This window comes from Salinibacter grassmerensis (assembly GCF_947077765.1).
Lineage (GTDB): Bacteria > Bacteroidota > Rhodothermia > Rhodothermales > Salinibacteraceae > Salinibacter > Salinibacter grassmerensis.
Genome location: NZ_CAMTTF010000004.1, coordinates 176,709 through 192,273, shown reverse-complemented (window position 1 = coordinate 192,273; position 15,565 = coordinate 176,709). Strand labels below are relative to the sequence as shown.

Annotated in this window: 17 protein-coding genes and 1 tRNA gene; 11 read left to right on the top strand and 7 right to left on the bottom strand. The window is 67.9% G+C overall.

What is annotated here, in order from left to right:
• Positions 1-263: 263 nt before the first annotated feature.
• Positions 264-638 (top strand): (2Fe-2S)-binding protein, encoded by a 375-nt coding sequence (locus OJB03_RS10990; RefSeq protein ID WP_263787366.1) that lies wholly within the window; start codon positions 264-266, stop codon positions 636-638.
• A 58-nt stretch (positions 639-696) separates the two neighbouring features.
• Here the strand turns inward: OJB03_RS10990 and OJB03_RS10985 are convergent, their stop codons facing one another.
• On the bottom strand, positions 697-942 hold the full coding sequence (locus OJB03_RS10985) for an FmdB family zinc ribbon protein (protein WP_263787364.1): 246 nt from the start codon (positions 940-942) through the stop codon (positions 697-699).
• A 269-nt stretch (positions 943-1,211) separates the two neighbouring features.
• On the opposite strand from OJB03_RS10985, the gene OJB03_RS10980 reads away from it, so the two are divergent.
• The 7 genes from OJB03_RS10980 (at position 1,212) to OJB03_RS10950 (ending at position 6,975) form a co-directional block, all read left to right on the top strand.
• Positions 1,212-1,286, top strand: a tRNA-Asp gene (locus tag OJB03_RS10980).
• Between the two features lie 181 nt (positions 1,287-1,467).
• Positions 1,468-2,367 (top strand): ZIP family metal transporter, encoded by a 900-nt coding sequence (locus OJB03_RS10975; protein ID WP_263787362.1) that lies wholly within the window; start codon positions 1,468-1,470, stop codon positions 2,365-2,367.
• Positions 2,368-2,528: 161 nt separating this feature from the next.
• Positions 2,529-3,335, top strand: a complete 807-nt coding sequence (locus tag OJB03_RS10970; protein ID WP_263787361.1) for a hypothetical protein — start codon at positions 2,529-2,531, stop codon at positions 3,333-3,335.
• A gap of 22 nt (positions 3,336-3,357) precedes the next feature.
• A complete protein-coding gene (locus OJB03_RS10965) occupies positions 3,358-5,010 on the top strand; it encodes a M1 family metallopeptidase (RefSeq protein ID WP_263787359.1) in 1,653 nt (550 codons plus the stop codon).
• A 16-nt stretch (positions 5,011-5,026) separates the two neighbouring features.
• Positions 5,027-5,524 (top strand): nuclear transport factor 2 family protein, encoded by a 498-nt coding sequence (locus tag OJB03_RS10960; protein WP_263787357.1) that lies wholly within the window; start codon positions 5,027-5,029, stop codon positions 5,522-5,524.
• A 91-nt stretch (positions 5,525-5,615) separates the two neighbouring features.
• On the top strand, positions 5,616-6,353 hold the full coding sequence (locus OJB03_RS10955) for a head GIN domain-containing protein (protein WP_263787355.1): 738 nt from the start codon (positions 5,616-5,618) through the stop codon (positions 6,351-6,353).
• A gap of 121 nt (positions 6,354-6,474) precedes the next feature.
• A complete protein-coding gene (locus OJB03_RS10950) occupies positions 6,475-6,975 on the top strand; it encodes a hypothetical protein (RefSeq protein ID WP_263787353.1) in 501 nt (166 codons plus the stop codon).
• On the opposite strand, the gene OJB03_RS10945 is transcribed toward OJB03_RS10950, so the two are convergent.
• From OJB03_RS10945 to OJB03_RS10925, 5 genes are all read right to left on the bottom strand, one after another.
• Positions 6,932-7,183, bottom strand: coding sequence for a hypothetical protein (locus OJB03_RS10945; protein WP_263787351.1), 252 nt, complete (start codon positions 7,181-7,183; stop codon positions 6,932-6,934). The genes OJB03_RS10950 and OJB03_RS10945 overlap by 44 nt on opposite strands.
• A complete protein-coding gene (locus OJB03_RS10940; protein WP_263787349.1) occupies positions 7,180-7,620 on the bottom strand; it encodes a site-specific integrase in 441 nt (146 codons plus the stop codon). The genes OJB03_RS10945 and OJB03_RS10940 overlap by 4 nt, the downstream gene beginning before the upstream one ends.
• 61 nt (positions 7,621-7,681) lie before the next feature.
• Positions 7,682-7,861 (bottom strand): hypothetical protein, encoded by a 180-nt coding sequence (locus tag OJB03_RS10935; RefSeq protein ID WP_263787347.1) that lies wholly within the window; start codon positions 7,859-7,861, stop codon positions 7,682-7,684.
• Positions 7,862-8,122: 261 nt separating this feature from the next.
• Positions 8,123-9,412, bottom strand: a complete 1,290-nt coding sequence (locus OJB03_RS10930) for an amidohydrolase family protein (RefSeq protein WP_263787345.1) — start codon at positions 9,410-9,412, stop codon at positions 8,123-8,125.
• A gap of 50 nt (positions 9,413-9,462) precedes the next feature.
• Positions 9,463-10,881: an amidohydrolase gene (locus tag OJB03_RS10925; RefSeq protein WP_263787343.1), complete on the bottom strand. Its 1,419-nt coding sequence runs from the start codon at positions 10,879-10,881 to the stop codon at positions 9,463-9,465.
• A 132-nt stretch (positions 10,882-11,013) separates the two neighbouring features.
• Between OJB03_RS10925 and OJB03_RS10920 the strand changes: the two genes are divergently transcribed.
• Positions 11,014-11,643, top strand: a complete 630-nt coding sequence (locus tag OJB03_RS10920; RefSeq protein WP_263787341.1) for a CPBP family intramembrane glutamic endopeptidase — start codon at positions 11,014-11,016, stop codon at positions 11,641-11,643.
• 214 nt (positions 11,644-11,857) lie between these two features.
• On the opposite strand, the gene OJB03_RS10915 is transcribed toward OJB03_RS10920, so the two are convergent.
• Positions 11,858-12,319, bottom strand: a complete 462-nt coding sequence (locus OJB03_RS10915; RefSeq protein WP_263787340.1) for an NUDIX hydrolase — start codon at positions 12,317-12,319, stop codon at positions 11,858-11,860.
• A 203-nt stretch (positions 12,320-12,522) separates the two neighbouring features.
• On the opposite strand from OJB03_RS10915, the gene OJB03_RS10910 reads away from it, so the two are divergent.
• Both OJB03_RS10910 and OJB03_RS10905 read left to right on the top strand, forming a co-directional pair.
• Positions 12,523-12,903, top strand: a complete 381-nt coding sequence (locus OJB03_RS10910) for a hypothetical protein (RefSeq protein WP_263787339.1) — start codon at positions 12,523-12,525, stop codon at positions 12,901-12,903.
• Between the two features lie 241 nt (positions 12,904-13,144).
• The gene (locus OJB03_RS10905) at positions 13,145-15,559 is read left to right on the top strand and encodes a TonB-dependent receptor (protein ID WP_263787338.1); all 2,415 of its coding nucleotides are present in this window, start codon (positions 13,145-13,147) and stop codon (positions 15,557-15,559) included.
• Positions 15,560-15,565 lie beyond the last annotated feature (6 nt).

Here is a 15,565-nt window from a genome sequence, read left to right as displayed (position 1 = left end):
ATGTGAATGGTGGGGCCGGTCCTCGTTGCCCGAAGACGCCACACGTTACGGGTTTATCCCAGAACGTTTCCCAACCGGGCGACGTCGGGCGCCCAGCGTGAAGAGACGAATTGAGGGTCCTTTCGAACCAGCGCAGGGGCGGGGATTCTCATTGGGAGGGGGCCCTGCTGCCTCCACTTGACGTACTCGTTTCGGATTCGTCTCTTCAGAAGCCCACTTGACCGTACTTCGGCTTACACACTCCCCAACAGCAACGAACTTCTATGCACGAGCTCACAGTTGAAGGCCTTGGCACCTGCGAAGTTGAAGAAGGCACCCGGCTCGTTCGGGCCATCGAGGACTGTGGGGCGGCGGTGGGGCACCGCTGTGGGGGGGAGTCCCAGTGCACGACGTGCCGGGTAGAATTCGCGGAGGGGGAGCCTCAGGTCATGACCGAGGCCGAGTACGACAAGCTTACCGACATCGGCCAGTTCGGAGAGATGCGCCTCGCCTGTCAGATCGTGGTGGACCGGGACATGACGCTGACGCCCCTCATGACGGTGGAGGATCAGGGGTGGGACGATGCGGGCCCGGAGCCGGCCATCACGGTAGAGCCGGACGCGGAATGGTTTTCGATCGAGACGCTGGAGGAGAGGTAGGTCCCTGCGCTCTGGAGAGACAACGGGGACACGGCCTCAAACTGGGTTGCGCTGGTGCCTACGACGCTTCCGCTTCGGCGTCTTCGTCCGTATCGCCGGAGTCCGGGGCCTTCTCCTTGGGCCCGTGGTCGTCGTAGTCGTTGACGTGGAAGCCCTCGCCCTTGAAGATGACCCCGGGGTTGTCGGTGATAATCCGTTCCACGTCCTGCCCCGTCTCCGGGCACGTGTCGAGAGGGTCTTCGGTGATGGGCTGATCGACCTCAAAGGTGCTTCCATCTTCGCGGCGGTACGTGTAGGTCGGCATTATCGGGTCTGTCGGCGGTCTGAGAAGATCAATGCGTTTGAGAACGACACGTGGCCCCACCCTTGCGTGAGTGGACCAAGGCCTGTTACCTTTTAAATTTCGATTGTTTCCGGGGCAACGCACAGTCCCGAGAGAAATTCAAGGAGCCTCAGACCTCGCGTGTTGGACCGCACAAGATTGAGGGATGGGTTGAACCTGTGTGAACATTTCTCGTGCCCGGAACCCAACCGGGTTTCAGTTCTAGACATATGTGCAATTTTGAGATCGACGGTCCGGTAGTTCAGTTGGTTCAGAATGCTGCCCTGTCACGGCAGAGGTCGCGGGTTCGAGTCCCGTCCGGACCGCCCAGCCCTCGGTTCCGATCCTTCGGAATCGAGGGTTTTGTCGTTTGGGCTCTGTGGAAGGGGTCAAGAGACCCCGGGAACCAGTCCGGGCCTCCGTGCCCATCTCCGCCAGCCCAAAAGGGCGTTCGCGTCGTTACGGCCGTCCTCCCCCTTCGCTGTCTTTCCCCTGCTTCGGTGCGCAATGTCCTCCTTCTCCCTGCCGTCGCCTGCGCGCTCTATGTCACCGGTCGGGTGGGGTGGGGCCGGGGTCCTTGTTGCTGCGCTGGGACTCGCGACGGCGGCGTCGCTCTGGAAGCTGTTCGCCATCGGGGCCACGGCGTTCGCCGCGATGGCGGGGGGCGCCTGGTGGGGCGCACGGTCCGAGGCGATGGGCCGGTCGGGGAGTGAGCAGCAGGCACGCCGGCTCGCGTGGGGGTACGGGGTGGCGAGCGGCGCCATGATTACGAGCACGGGGGCCTTCCTCATCCCGAGTGCCATCGGGCATGATCCGGTCGTCGGCGGGTTCGGAATCGCGGCGGGGGTGTTCGTGGGGTTCCTGCTGCACGCGGCCCAGCATCAGCTAGCCCATCTCCACCTTCCGTTCGACGCCACGACGTTGGAGCTGACGGCCCATTCGCTGGCCGCCGGGCTTGTCATTGGGGCCGTCTACGCAACGATGCCGGCCCTGGGCCCTGCGCTCGGCCTCGCCATCGTGTCGCACAAGGCGCCGGCGGGCTACGCGGCAGCGCGCCGGCTGTACCGCGCCGGCCGGTCCGTCTCGGTGCTCCTGGTGCCGGCGGCCGCCGTGGCCGCCGCGGCGGTTCCGGTCGGGTTCGTGTCCCCGCCCGGCAGCGACATCGTGCACGCCCTCGTCTTCGGCGTGGCGACGGGCGTCTTCCTGCACGTCGCGCTCGACTTCCTCCCACGGTGTGAAATGGGGGGCGAAGTGTCGGAGGCCGCCGGACTGACCGAGGGCGAGACGGCCGAGGGCGAGTTTGACGCACAGCATCACCTGCTCGATCGCCTCCGGCTTCACGCCGTGGCGAGTGCCCTGGTGGGCGGGCTGGTCGTCTTCGTCACGTGGTGGGGCCTGCACGCCTGAGGAGGCACGCGCGGTGGCGACCGAAGCGCCCAAGAAGGAGGCGGGGCTGTGGGGGGGGCGCGTTGACAGGCGGGGCCCTGCTGCCTATTCTTACCGTGCACTCTAAAAAGCCACAGATCCGTCTCTTTCCTGTGCTGCCTTCACCAACGTCCCAACGCCCCATGCTCCAGTCTCGTCCTGTCCTCGCTCCCGCCTTCGCCCTTGTGTGCGGCGCGCTCCTGCTCCTGGCCGGCTGTGGGGGCGAGGGGGGCAACGGCGTGCAAATTCAGGCGGGCGACCGCTCGCCCTCCATTGACGGGGCCATGGCTCGCGCGACGGCCCCGGCCGACAGTGCGGTCGTCGACAGTGCGGGCGTGGACGTCACGATCGAGGCCGAGAATTTTGAGCCGGGCATCCAGACCGACACGGAGCGGGCCGACGCACTCGCCAACTCCGGAAACGGGCAGCACTTCCACATCATCGTGGACAACCAGCCCTACATGGCCAACTACGAGGCCGGCACGCCCTTTGACCTCGGCGATCTGGAATCGGGGGCGCACACCCTCGTCGCCTTCCCGAGCCGGTCGTACCACGAGGGCGTAAAAGGGAAGGAGGCGTATGATCTCGTCAACTTCTACGTGGGGGAGGAGTCCGGCGCGTTCATGTTGGGCCCAAGGGAGCCGTCCATCATCTACAGCCGCCCGAAGGGAACCTACAGCGGCGACGGCGCCGACCGGATCATGCTCGACTTCTACCTGCACAACGTGGAGCTGGGCGAAGATGCCTATCAGGCCCGCTACACCATTCGGGACGCGGAGGGCAGCGAGGTCGCGTCGACGACGCTGACCGAGTGGGCCCCGGCGTTCGTGACGGGACTGGAGGCCGGCACCTACGAGGTGACCCTCCAGCTCATCGGAAGCGACGGCAATGTTGTGCCGGGTCCATTCAACGACACGACCCGCGAGATCGAGGTTCGCTCTGGAAACTAAGCTCCCTGTGGAGGCCTGAATCATGACTGTTGAGCTATCCATGTGGCGCTGGGTCCTTTTGGCGATGGTCGGAGGAGGCGTTCTGCTAGGGGGCCGCGGGGCCTGCGCCCAGCCGGCCCCGGGCCCTGCCGCACAGCCCCAGCCCGGCATCGACGTGCAGGACTACGACTTTGCCCTCGCCCTGTCCGACACCACGGACCGGATCGAGGGCACGGCCACGGTGCAGGTCCGCATCGACACCGACACGCTCACAGCCGTGCGGCTCGACCTGATTGGCCGGTCGTCGGACGGCGACACGGGAATGCGCGTACAGTCGGTGGCCGAGGCGGGACAGGCCGTGTCCTACCGCCACGCCGACGATGTCCTCCGCATCCGGCCGCCCGACCTCGCGGCGGGCCAGACGCGCACGCTCCGCATTCAATATGCGGGCGTGCCGGACGACGGCCTCATCATCGGCACCAACCAGCACGGCGACCGCACCTTCTTCGGCGACAACTGGCCGAACCGGGCGCGCCACTGGCTGCCGGTGGTGGACCACCTGTCCGACAAGGCGACCGTCGAGTTTCGGGTGGCGGCGCCCGCTCGGTACGAGGTCGTGAGCAACGGTGCGCTCGTGGCCGATTCCGTGGCGGGCACCACGCGCCACACGCACTGGCGGACCGACGTGCCGCTACCGCCGAAGGTGATGGTGATCGGCGTGGCCGACTTTGCGGTCGAGACGGCCGGCACCGTCGACGGGGTGCCGGTGCAGAGCTGGGTCTACCCGGAGGATCGGGGGCCGGGCCTCAAGGACCTGGGACAGGCGCCGCCCATCCTCCGATTCTTTGAAGAGAACCTGGGGCCGTACCCGTACGAGAAGCTCGCCAACGTGCAGTCCACCACGCGGTACGGGGGCATGGAGAACGCGGCCTCCATCTTCTATAGCGAGACGGCGGTCGCCGACGGCGAGGACGACACCTCGTTGCTGGCCCACGAGATTGCGCATCAGTGGTACGGGAATACCGTCACCGAGGCGGACTGGCCGCACCTCTGGCTCAGTGAGGGCTTCGCCACGTACCTGACGGGCCTGTACCTGGAGCACGCCCGGGGGGAGGCGGCCCTGACGCGATACATGACCGCTGCACGGCGGCAGGTCGTGCAGTTCCACGACGCAAATCCGGACACGCCCCTTGTGGACACGACCTACAGCGATCCGAACGAGCTCCTCAACGCGAATCCCTACCAGAAGGGGGGCTGGGTACTGCACATGCTCCGTCGCGAGGTGGGCACCGACACCTTTTGGACGGGCCTGCGGACCTACTACGAGCGCTACCGGGACGGCAATGCGAGCACCCGCGACTTCCGGGCCGTGATGGAGGATGTCTCGGGGCAGAATCTGGAGGCCTTCTTCGACCAGTGGACGCGCCGCCCGGGGCACCCGGTGATCGAGGGGACCTGGCGCCACGACGCCGCCGCGGGCGAGTGTGTGGTGACGCTGCGCCAAACCCAGGCCGAGCGGCCGTTTGAGGTGCCGGTGCAGGTGGCCCTCGAAGCGTCTTCTCCCCGCACCACGACGCTTTTCATGCGGGGCCGGGAGGCACAGTCGCGCGTCAACTGTCCACGGGCGCCGTCGTCCGTTACGATCGATCCCGATACGGATCTCCTCGCGGAGCTGTCGATGCGCCGCGCCGAATAGCAGCCTCCACCGCCCCATGATGCGTCGCTGCCTGGCGCTCCTCTTCGTGGCAAGTCTTCTGGGCCCGGTCGCGTCGGCCCAGCCCGAAGAGGACCCTGCCCCCACGGAGCAGGCCATCCGCGCTACCATCGACGCCCTTTTCGACGGGATGCGGGCCGGGGACAGCACCGCGGTCCGGGCCGTTTTCCACGACGAGGCTCGCCTGTACACCGCGGTAGGTCCGAGTGACACGGCCGGCGTGAGCGAAACCCCAGTCGACACATTCGTCGAGTCGGTCGGCCAGCCCCACGAGCGCGTATGGGACGAGCGCACCTGGGACGTGGAGGTTCGGGTGAACGGGCCACTTGCGAGCGCCTGGGTGCCGTACGTCTTCTACCTCGGTGACGAGCGGTCGTACTGTGGTGTCAACACGGTGCAATTGGTGCAGGGGCCCAACGGCTGGCGGATCCTCCAGCTCACGGACACCCGGCGACAAGCCTGTGACGTCCCCGCTGAGGTGCGGAAATCGCGGTAGAGAGGACGGTGTAACACTGGCGCGCGGCCGGCCGTGATGAAGATGCCTTGTAGGCGTTCGTGCATTCTGTCACCAATCCGTCCGCCGCACCATGCCCCAACCAACGTCTGTGTTGCGTACCGCGCTGCTCGCTGTCCTCCTTGCTCTGCCCCTCCACGTCGCCTCTGCCCAAGAGAGCACCCGTGAGGCCCGCTCGGTAGAGGCGTTCACCGCCGTTGGGTTTCGGGCGCCCGGGACCCTTTACCTGCGGCAGGGCCCCGAACGGTCCGTCGAGGTCGAGGCCCCGCAGGCCGTCCTCGACCAGTTCGAAATCGAGGTCGACGACGGGACGCTCGAACTTCCGGCCGATGAGGACGACGGCCTGTTCGGCGGCCTCTTCGGCGACGACGAGTCCTACGACGGGACGGTGGACATCTACGTGACCGCGCCGACGATCGAGTCCGTGTCGCTGGCGGGGGCGGGCGAGATTGTCGGCGAGAATCAGATTGAGGGGGAGACGTTCGAACTCACCGTCGCGGGGTCGGGCCGCACGCGCCTGGACGTGAACGCCGACGAGCTGGAGGTACAGGTGGCCGGTTCGGGAACGACAATGCTCGGGGGGCAGACGGACGCCCTCACCGTCGACATCGCCGGGTCGGGCGATCTGCAGGCCACGGACCTGGAAACGCGGATGATGGAGGCAAGCATTGCCGGGTCCGGGGACGCGGAGGTGCACGTGACCGACGAACTGGACGCCTCCATCTTCGGCTCCGGGGACGTCCACTACCGCGGAGAGCCCTCCGTCTCCACGAGTACGGTGGGAAGTGGAGAGGTCGGCCCGATCGAGTGAGGGCGAGGTCCCGGGTCCGCCGGCGCGATCTTTTGAGCCCGGCGTGCATATTACGGACACTTGTCGGACTCCCATTATCGGACCGACGCGCCTGATTTCGTTCACCAATCCCGTACCGCCCGTGGACCTTGACCGCTGTACCGTCACGATTCCCCGCGAAGAAGACGCCGCCAATGACTCCGAGCCTGTGGAGGTGTGGCCCCTGATCGAGGCGGCCCTCGACAAGATCGACGCCGACCCCTCGACCCGTGACGCCGCGGAGGCGGCCATCGAGCACGGGGACGGGAGCGTCGTCCTTGCCAACTACCTCAACAGCGAGGCCAAGCGGGTCCACGAGATGGACTACCGCTTCAAGGTCCCGCTCGTGGCGTGGGCCGCCAAGCAGGCCCGTGCGGACGATACCGCCACCTCCATCTACGACCCCGACGAGGGCTGCGTCTACTTCGAGACCGACGTGAGCCAGTTCTCCTTCCACGTATATAAGGACTGGACCGTCGACTGGCCCGAGGTGGCCGACGAGGTGCAGGCCGGCTATGAGTGGAGCGGCGAGGACAACCAGACCTGGGCCCTCGACTGGCTCATGGACTTCCTCGACGTGCCCACGGACGACTACATGGTGTGAGGGCGACGGGCCGGAGCGACCGGCGGGCGAGAGGCGATTTGAGAGAGATGTCGAGCGGGCGAGGGACCCCGTCGCCGCTCTGCTCCAGGACGTGGATGAACTGCATGGTGGTGCGCAGCTGCTCGTAATCCAGCAGCGTCTGGATGGTGCGCCCATCGGTGCTGTCTTGCAGCAGATGCGTGGCCAACCCGACCGCAGGGAGGTTCACGAAGCGAAGCGGAGTAAACGAATGCCGCAGTCTAAAACTACTTCCTCGCTTCGCCTAGGGCACACGGTGTGACAGGGGGCGTGCTTCTCGATGGCCGCCGCGTCGGCGGCCGTCTTGACGGCCCGCTGCACCGATGAGGTGAAGCGGTGGTGGCGGCGGACGGTGCCGCTGCGCGGGTCCTCCGAGAGCCGGGTGGACGGGAAGACATATTGCCATCGCCACTCCGTCGCGGAATTGGGGGACTTTTCCGCGAGGGCGTCCGGCAGGTAGATGCTGCCCACGCCCTCGGCGTAGTCCGCCTCGTACTGGGCCTTCCCCTTTTTCAGGTGCCGCCGGAGCGGACCGTGGAGGCGCTCGGGCAGCACCGTCGACCGGTCTTTGCCGCCCTTGCCGTCCCGCACGTGGATGCGGTCCGAGTCAACGTCGAGTTCCTTCACCCGGAGCCGGAGCGCTTCCGACAATCGAAGTCCGCTCCCATCCGCGGGATGACCTTCGGCCCTACAGGAGATGAGCGACCAGGCGATTCGGGCCTGCCGACATGGCGTCGAACAGGTGACGCACCTCCTCGGGGGAGAGCACCGTGGGGGGACGCTTGGGCTCGTCGGCCCGGTCGATCGGTCCAATCTCGCCAAGCTCTGTGCTCGGCACCTGTTCGTGGAGAAAGACCAGGGCGCTCAAGGCCTGGTTCTGGGTGGGGAGGCATCGGCGGGATGATCTGGAAGGGACTGACCGTATCGCCGGTAGAAGAGACTGCGGCATAACCACTGCTGCCCTTGAACCTGGACGGTTGCCGTTTCTCGACGCGGTCGGTAGAGCCGTTCGCTTTCTTCGAGCGGAAGTGACGACGCGAGCAAGTGAACGGCTGGTCGGACGCGGTCATCCTCTCGGCGTAGACTGGAGCAAGCATTTTCCCGTGCCCGGGGCCGGTGGGCGTTTTCGCTACGACCCGTCGTCGTAGCCCGGCGGCCACTCGCCCAGGTCCTCGTAGCGCCGCAGGAGCCGCTTCTGGCGCGAGTCGTCGGGCATCTCCGTGCCGCCGATGAAGACGTGCTCGACGCTCGTGAGGGGCTCGAACGGGTCGCCCGACCACACGACGACGTTGGCCGTCTTGCCGGCCTCCAGCGAGCCGTGGGTGTCGGCCACGTCCAGCATCCGGGCCGGGGCGAGGGTGACGGCCCGGAGCGCCGCGTCGCGGTCCAGACCGAACCGGACGGCGTTGCCCGCCTCCAGCCGCAGATTGCGGGCGTTGTGGGTGTCGAATGACGAAATCACCACTGACACGCCGGCCTCGGCCAGCCGGGCGGCGTTGTCGAACCGCGTGCCCAGGCGGTCGAACGCCGTCGGCAGGTTGTTGAGCGCCTTCACGACGACGGGCACGTCGGCCGCGGCCAGGCGGTCGGCCCGCATCCAGGCCTCCTCGCCGCCCTCGATGCGCAGATCGATGCCAAACGCCTCCGCGATGCGCAGGGCCGCGTCGATGTCGCTGGCGCGGGCGGCGCGCACCACGAGCGGCCGTTCGCCGTCGAGCACTGCCGCCATCGCCTCCAGGTCGAGTCGCGACATCGAGAGGTCGCGTGTGGCCCCGCGCCGATAGTTGTCCCTGTTCTCGGCGTAGAACCGGGCGTCCTCGAACGCCTCGCGGAGCCGCATGGCGAGGCCGCCGCGCGCTGCTCCGGTCGCCTCAGCTGCTTCTGGCGTGAACGCGGCGTAGAGGGCCGCCCGGTCGCGCACCAGCATCTCGTCGATGGTTTCGCCGTGCAGGTCAATCACCGCCCCCTGCCCGGCCACAGCCCCGCCGGACGGGGTGGAGGCAACGGTCGTGACGCCCCCGAGGCGCGTGACGGGGACGACCACCGAGTTGGGATTGATGCCGTCCGTCACGCGGAAGGCGGCACGGATGGCGTCGTCGGTGTTGAGGGCGTTGTCGCGGGTCTCGCCCACCGCGCTCACCTCGATGAGGCCGGTGGCCGTGGCCGCGTCCATGAGGCCCGGCGTCACCACCTCCCCGGAGGCGTCGATCCGCCGGGCGTCGGCGGGAATCGACACGTCGCCGCGGAGGCCGACCGCCGCGATCGTGTCGCCGCGCAGAAGCACGACGCCGTCCTCGATCGCGGGGCCGCTCACGGGGTGCACCGTGCCGCCCACGAGGGCGGTGGGTTGGGCCGCGGCCGGAACGGCGAGGCCGGCGAGAAGCAGAAGGGCGAGCAGGACGGAGCGGAAAATGCGCATGGGGAACGGGCGTTGGGGCAAACAGGGCGGCGGAGGCGGAAAGCCGGGCGTCAGTTCTCGGTGCGGGGCCCGCCCAGTTCAAAGTCGGAGCGCGGCTGGCGCTCAGGGTCGGTGCGGTCGTAGACGAGGGCGCCGTCCATCCATACCCGCCGGGCCTTCGTGTAGACGCTGAACGGGTCGCCGGACCAGAGCACCACGTCGGCGTTCTTGCCGGGCTCCAGCGTCCCCACGCGGTCGTGGATGCCGAGGGCCCAGGCCGGGTGGGCGGTGATCCAGCGGAGCGCCTCGTTGCGCGAGATGTCGAGTCCCGCCTCGCGTCCTGCCCGCAGCGCCTTCGCGGCCTCGTGGTGGAGGCGCTGGATTTCGAGGTCGTCGTCGGAGTGGACGATGGCGCGGGCCCCGGCCTCGTGCACCAGCGGCACGTTCTGCGGGATGCCGTCGAACGCCTCCATCTTGAAGCCCCACCAGTTCGACCACATGGAGGCCGAGATGTCCCGCTCGGCCAGCAGGTCGCGGATTTTGTAGGCCTCCACGGCGTGGTGGAACGACCGAACATCGAAGTCAAACTCCTGCGCAATCTCCATGATCGTGGTCATGTCATCGGCGCGGTAGCAGTGCACCTGCACCAGCATGTCGCCGCGCAGCACCTGTGCTAGTGTCTCCATCCCGAGGTTGCGCTCTGGCGGCGCACCGGTCGGGTCGGCCAGCCACGCGTCCCACTGTTCGCGGTAGTTTCGGGCGTCGAGGAACGTGCTTCGGAACCCGGCGGCCGTGCCCATGCGGGTGGTGGGAAAATTGGAGCCGCCCTTCGGGTTTTCGCCGCACGCCATCTTGAGGGTGCCGGGCGCGTCGGGAAACTTCATGTCCTGCGGCGTGCGGGCGGGGAGGAGCTTGGCGGTGAAGCCGCGCCCCTCGATCAGGTCGCCGCTGCCGGGCAGGAGGAGGGCCGTGGTGGTGCCGCCGGCCAGGGCCCGCGCAAAGCCGGGGCCCTGGGGCCACACGCCGTGCTCCATCCAGAGCTGGGGCGTGGCCATGCCCACCTCGTTGTTGTCGTAGTGCGGGCCCACCTCCGGCGTGGCGGACACGCCCAGGTGCGAGTGGCTGTCGATGAGGCCCGGCGTCACGTACATGCCGCTGCCGTCCACCACCCGCGCATCGTCGGGGACCGGCAGGTCGGTGCCGAGCGTGTCGATCTGGCGACTCCGCATCAACAGGTCGCCGTTCTCGATCGTCCGGCCCGCGGCTGTCATGACGGTGGCGTTCTGGATGAGTGTGGGCGTAGCCGGAAGCGGCTCGTAGCTCGACGTGAAGGCGTCGTTGTAGGTGCCCTCGCGCATGTTCTCCCGCGTGGCCGCGTCGTACTCCGTCTGTGCCCCGCTGGGCGAGGAAGGAGCCAACGAATCGGTTCCGGCGCAGCCGGCAAGCAGGGCGACGGCGAAGAGGCACGCGAGGCGGGACAAGGCGGGCATGGAGGGCGCAAGGGGTTGGCGGTTGGCGGAAGAGCGGGTCCACACTCCGGGAACGGGCCCGAGCTGTTCCAACGTACCACCGAGCCTGCGGCGACGCAACACACTGGAACGCGATCGAGCCCTCTCAATGCCATGGAGAACGCGTCTGAGCCAATCCCCAATGCTCAGAAGCGGAGGGCGACTGCCTTCGTGTGGATGGGCCTCCTGTCCGAGGTCGCCCTGGGCCTGGGCGGGTGGGGCGCAGGACTGTGGCGGGGCATTGACTGGGGTGCACAGCTCCGGTGGGCGCCCGATGCCGTTTTATGGGGTGTGCTGGCGGGATGTGCGCTCGTGGTGCTCCACCTGATGCTGCTTCGGTCCGGAGGGACGCGCAACCCGTTGTACCGCACCATCTACCGCCCCCTCGTGCGCACGCTGCGTCCTCAACTACGCGGTGTGCGAACCCTGAGTCTCGTGCTGCTGGCGCTCGCGTCGGGAATCGGGGAGGAGGTGCTCTTCCGAGGCTGGCTGCAGGCCGAGATGGGCCTCGTGGGGGCCAGCCTGCTCTTTGGGGCGGCCCACGTGTGGGGACGCGACGCCGTCCCCTATGGTCTGTACGCCGCCGGGATGGGCGGGCTGCTGGGCGGGCTCTTCACCGTCACGGGCTCGCTGTGGGCCCCGGTGCTCGCCCATGCCGTTAACAACCTGCTCGGCTTCCTGGCGCTGCGGGAGGGGTGGTTCGTCCCGTCCGCGGCGGAGGCGGGTCCTGGTGGGGACGGATGACGGAGCCGGCGTGCCCACGGCTACCGACGGCGCAGCTGGGCGGTGGCCCCCCCACCCGCTCGGTGAACGTCCTGACGCCTGTCCTGCGCCTGTGGTTCGTGTGCACCACCTTGTTGGGTCACGTCCCCGGACCCGGAGTGGGCGTTCCAGGCAGAGCCCAGCGGGGACGCGGGGCGACCGAGGCACGGGGACGACCGTCTGGGAAACGGAGCGGTTATTCGGGGGCCGCCTGCACGACCAGGCGCGGCGGAATGCCGGCTCGGAGCGTCTGGTCGGCCAGGCGGAGGAGGCGCTGCTGCTCGGGCCAGGTCAGCCGGTCGACGGCCTCTTCGGCCGGCAGCCAGGCGAACGCGTCGTGCTCCTCGTCGAGCACCGGGTCGGCGGGCAGGGCCGCGGCGAAGGCCGGAATTAGATTGATGCGGTCGTCCTGCCACTCGTAGAACGCGTTGACCGAGGGGACCGTCCAGAGCCGATTGGGGGCGTGGCTGGTTTCCTCAGTGACCTCGCGGTGGGCCGTCTCCCACGCCGCCTCTCCGGGTTCGATTTTGCCCCCCACCATGCGCCACTGCCCGGCGTACTGCGTGCCGGGGGCGCGGCGGAGCAGCAAAAACTCAGGGTTCACGGACGAGTCGCGGTACGGGTACACGTCGACGACACGGACGACCGATCCAGGCATGACGGGCGGCGGCTGGAAGACCGATGATTCAAGCACCAATGTAGTCAACGGCGCTGAGAGTATCGATCCGGAGGGCCTGCCCCGGTGGCCCTGTGAGAGTAAGTCGTGTGAATGAATGTGCATGTGTGGTCGTTTTCAACCGAGGAACCAGGGTCGGCGCTCGACAATAGGGACGAAGAACCCCAACAACTCTCCGTCTTCCCATGCAGGGACGCCGCCGCATTCTGGTCGGGCTACTGCTCGTGGCGTTCGCCACGGGCGGGGTCGTTGGGCCGACCGTACACCTCGTGCAGCACGGGGCGGCGCAACGGAGCAATCAGGCGGAATCGTCTTGTCACCCGGCGGACGTGCACGCCGCGGAGGGCCCCCTCTGGACGGACACGACCGACGGTCGTGTTGTGCCGGAGTGTGACCTCTGTGCCACCCGGCTTCTGGTGGTGACGCCGACCCCGCCGCCGTCCACGGCCCCGCGCACAGTCGGGACCCTGGCCGTCGAGGTTCGGTCGCAGGCGGCCGTCGCCCCCGTGGTGGCCGATCCGTTCATCCGCGGGCCTCCCTCTCTCTCCGAGGCCCGTCTAGCGTAGTCCCGGTGCGTCCGGCACCGTCCGCCCTCCGGACGCTACGGATGCCCTGCGTGTACACGTGTCGTCCGCATCGACCCGGCGTCCGTTCTGGTCGGCAGCAAACCCGGCGCGTGGAACCGATGTGCGTGCATGCCGCAAGTCGCCGCGACTGCAACGGGCAGGTCTCCTCTTGTCGCCCCTCGTCCGTCCCTGATGGACGGCCCCGATCTGTTTGCTCCGTTGCATCCGTTTGTCTCGCTTTATGTCGACCCGTATCCTCGTTGTTCTTTCCCTTCTCACCTGCCTCCTCATCCCCACCGCCGAGGCCCAGTCCACCCGCAGCACCGTGACCGGCACCGTCACGGACGCGGACGGGGCGCCCCTGCCCGGCGCCCAGATTGCCGACGTGGCGTTCCAGCGGGGCACCACCGCTGGCCCCGACGGCCAGTACACGCTCGACGGGCTTCCGCCCGGCGACCACACCCTCGAAATTCGATTCGTCGGCTACCAGACGGCCATCCGGGAGGTCACCCTCCAGGCCGGCGCGACCCGCGAAATCAACGTGTCGCTCAAGGAGCGCGTGCTGGAGACGGACGGGGTGACCGTCACCGGCACGGCGCGGGCCCGAAGCACGCTGACCACGCCCCAGAGCGTCAGCGTGTTGGGCGCCGAGGACCTTGACACCGAGGGCAGCGCGTCGCTCGGCGGCGTGCTCTCCGGCAACGTTGCGGGCGTCTCCTCCATCCAGACGGGTTCGCAGGCGGGCAAGCCTGTGCTGCGCGGCCTCTCGGGCAACCGCATCCGCCTGTTGAAAGACGGCATCGCCCAGGAGTACTACCAGTTTGGGGTGCGCCACTTCCCCTCCACCTCCACGAACGAGGCCGAGCGCATTGAGGTGGTGCGCGGCCCCAGCAGCATCCAGTACGGCTCCGACGCCCTCGGCGGCGCGATCAACGTGCTCACCAAGGACGCCCCCACCGCCGACGTGGACGCGACCCGACTCGGGGGCACATTTCGCTCTCAGTACTTCACGAACAACAACGAGCGCGCCGTGGGACTGGATCTCCAGGGCGCCCGCGGCCCGGTGGGCGTCCGTGTCGGCTTCGAGCGGCGCGTTGCCGGCAACTACACCGCGCCCGACGAGGACACCTTCTTCGACACGAGCAACGGCGGCACCTTCGGAGATCCGAAGTACACCGACGAGGTCCCGTTCACGAACTTCGAGCAGTGGAACGGCTACGCGCAGGTCGGCACGCAGGGGGACTTCGGGACTGTGCAGGTCTACGGGGACTACTGGATCAACCGGCATAACTTCCTGCTTCCCACAGGAGGCCCGGGAGCGGAGAACGCAAACGGCCTTGGCCAAAACCTGGAGCATGGGAATCTGGTGGCGAAGGCCAACCTCGTGGCCGACGGCTTCGTGGTCCGGCCCCGCCTGAGCGTCCAGACCTCGATTCGTCAATCGGGAAATGACAATGGCACTCAGACGCTCGACTTCATCGACGACAACGGGGGGTTTGGGGACTTTGATTATCCCCTCGACCTAAAGACCGACATTTACACCGGGCGCCTGGAGGTGGCCCACCCGAAGGTCGGACCTGTGAGCGGCACGCTCGGCGCGGAGGTCCAGCTCCAGGACGCGAACACGCGGGGCTCGGCGGAGCTGCAGCCAACCGCCGACACCTGGAACGTGGGACTCTTCGTATTTGAGGAGATCGACCTCGCCCCCTGGACCTTCAACGCGGGCGTTCGGGGCGACGTCCGCACCATCGACGCGGAGCCGAACCAGAACACAGACGACCCGGACGCGCTGGAGAACGACTACCTGACCTTGTCCGGCGCCGTCGGGGCGAACGTGAAGGTGGCCGACGGCGTGGCCGTAGCGACCAATCTGAGCAGCGGCTTTCGGGCACCCAGTATCTTTGAGCTGTACGCCAATGGCGTCCACGGCGGGGTTGCGGCGTTCCAGCGGGGCACGCCGAGCCTCGACCCGGAGCGCGCCTACAGCGCCGACGTGTCGGTGCGGGTGCGACGCGACCGGCTGACCGCCGAGCTTACCGGGTACGTGAACGCCATCAACGATTACATCTACCTGGAGAACACAGGCGATAATCGCGGACCGCAGGGAAATGGGCCCCCGATTTACGAGGCGAACCAGACCGATGCCGTCATCCCTGGGATAGAGGCGAAGGTGGAGGCGCAGTTGCGGCCCTGGTTGCACGTAGGCGGGCAGGCGACCGTCCTCGGCGGCAGCGGCGACGGCCTCGGCCCCAACGGGGCCGATGGGGACCTGCCGCTGCTCCCGGCCAACAACGTACAGGGCTTTGTCCACGTCACGCCCGACGGCCCCGGGCTGCTCCGCAGTCCGCGGATCGAGGTAGACCTGAAGCGCGGCTTTGACAAGGACGCGGCTGGTCGGTTTGAACCGTTTTCGCAGTTCGACGACCTTGAGGGGGGCCCCAACCCGCCGTTCGGGACGGCGTCCACGAAGGCCTACACGACCGTTGACGCGTCCGCGGAAAGCCGGTTCGCGCTTGGTCTGGGCGTGACGCCTATCCTTCGCGTTGAGGTACGCAACGCGTTCGACACCACGTACCGCGACTTCCTGGACACGTACAAGGGGTACGCCCTGTCGCCGGGGCGGGACGTGCGCGTCAGCCTCTCGGTGCCGTTCTAACCGGAC

Bases quoted from the DNA above. Each gene is read 5' to 3' on its own strand.
- OJB03_RS10970 (WP_263787361.1), top strand. From the start codon at position 2,529: ATGCTCCAGTCTCGTCCTGTCCTCGCTCCCGCCTTCGCCCTTGTGTGC.
- OJB03_RS10990 (WP_263787366.1), top strand. From the start codon at position 264: ATGCACGAGCTCACAGTTGAAGGCCTTGGCACCTGCGAAGTTGAAGAA.
- OJB03_RS10920 (WP_263787341.1), top strand. From the start codon at position 11,014: ATGGAGAACGCGTCTGAGCCAATCCCCAATGCTCAGAAGCGGAGGGCG.
- OJB03_RS10905 (WP_263787338.1), top strand. From the start codon at position 13,145: ATGTCGACCCGTATCCTCGTTGTTCTTTCCCTTCTCACCTGCCTCCTC.
- OJB03_RS10985 (WP_263787364.1), bottom strand. From the start codon at position 942: ATGCCGACCTACACGTACCGCCGCGAAGATGGAAGCACCTTTGAGGTC.
- OJB03_RS10960 (WP_263787357.1), top strand. From the start codon at position 5,027: ATGATGCGTCGCTGCCTGGCGCTCCTCTTCGTGGCAAGTCTTCTGGGC.
- OJB03_RS10925 (WP_263787343.1), bottom strand. From the start codon at position 10,881: ATGCCCGCCTTGTCCCGCCTCGCGTGCCTCTTCGCCGTCGCCCTGCTT.
- OJB03_RS10955 (WP_263787355.1), top strand. From the start codon at position 5,616: ATGCCCCAACCAACGTCTGTGTTGCGTACCGCGCTGCTCGCTGTCCTC.
- OJB03_RS10915 (WP_263787340.1), bottom strand. From the start codon at position 12,319: ATGCCTGGATCGGTCGTCCGTGTCGTCGACGTGTACCCGTACCGCGAC.
- OJB03_RS10930 (WP_263787345.1), bottom strand. From the start codon at position 9,412: ATGCGCATTTTCCGCTCCGTCCTGCTCGCCCTTCTGCTTCTCGCCGGC.
- OJB03_RS10965 (WP_263787359.1), top strand. From the start codon at position 3,358: ATGACTGTTGAGCTATCCATGTGGCGCTGGGTCCTTTTGGCGATGGTC.
- OJB03_RS10975 (WP_263787362.1), top strand. From the start codon at position 1,468: ATGTCCTCCTTCTCCCTGCCGTCGCCTGCGCGCTCTATGTCACCGGTC.
- OJB03_RS10910 (WP_263787339.1), top strand. From the start codon at position 12,523: ATGCAGGGACGCCGCCGCATTCTGGTCGGGCTACTGCTCGTGGCGTTC.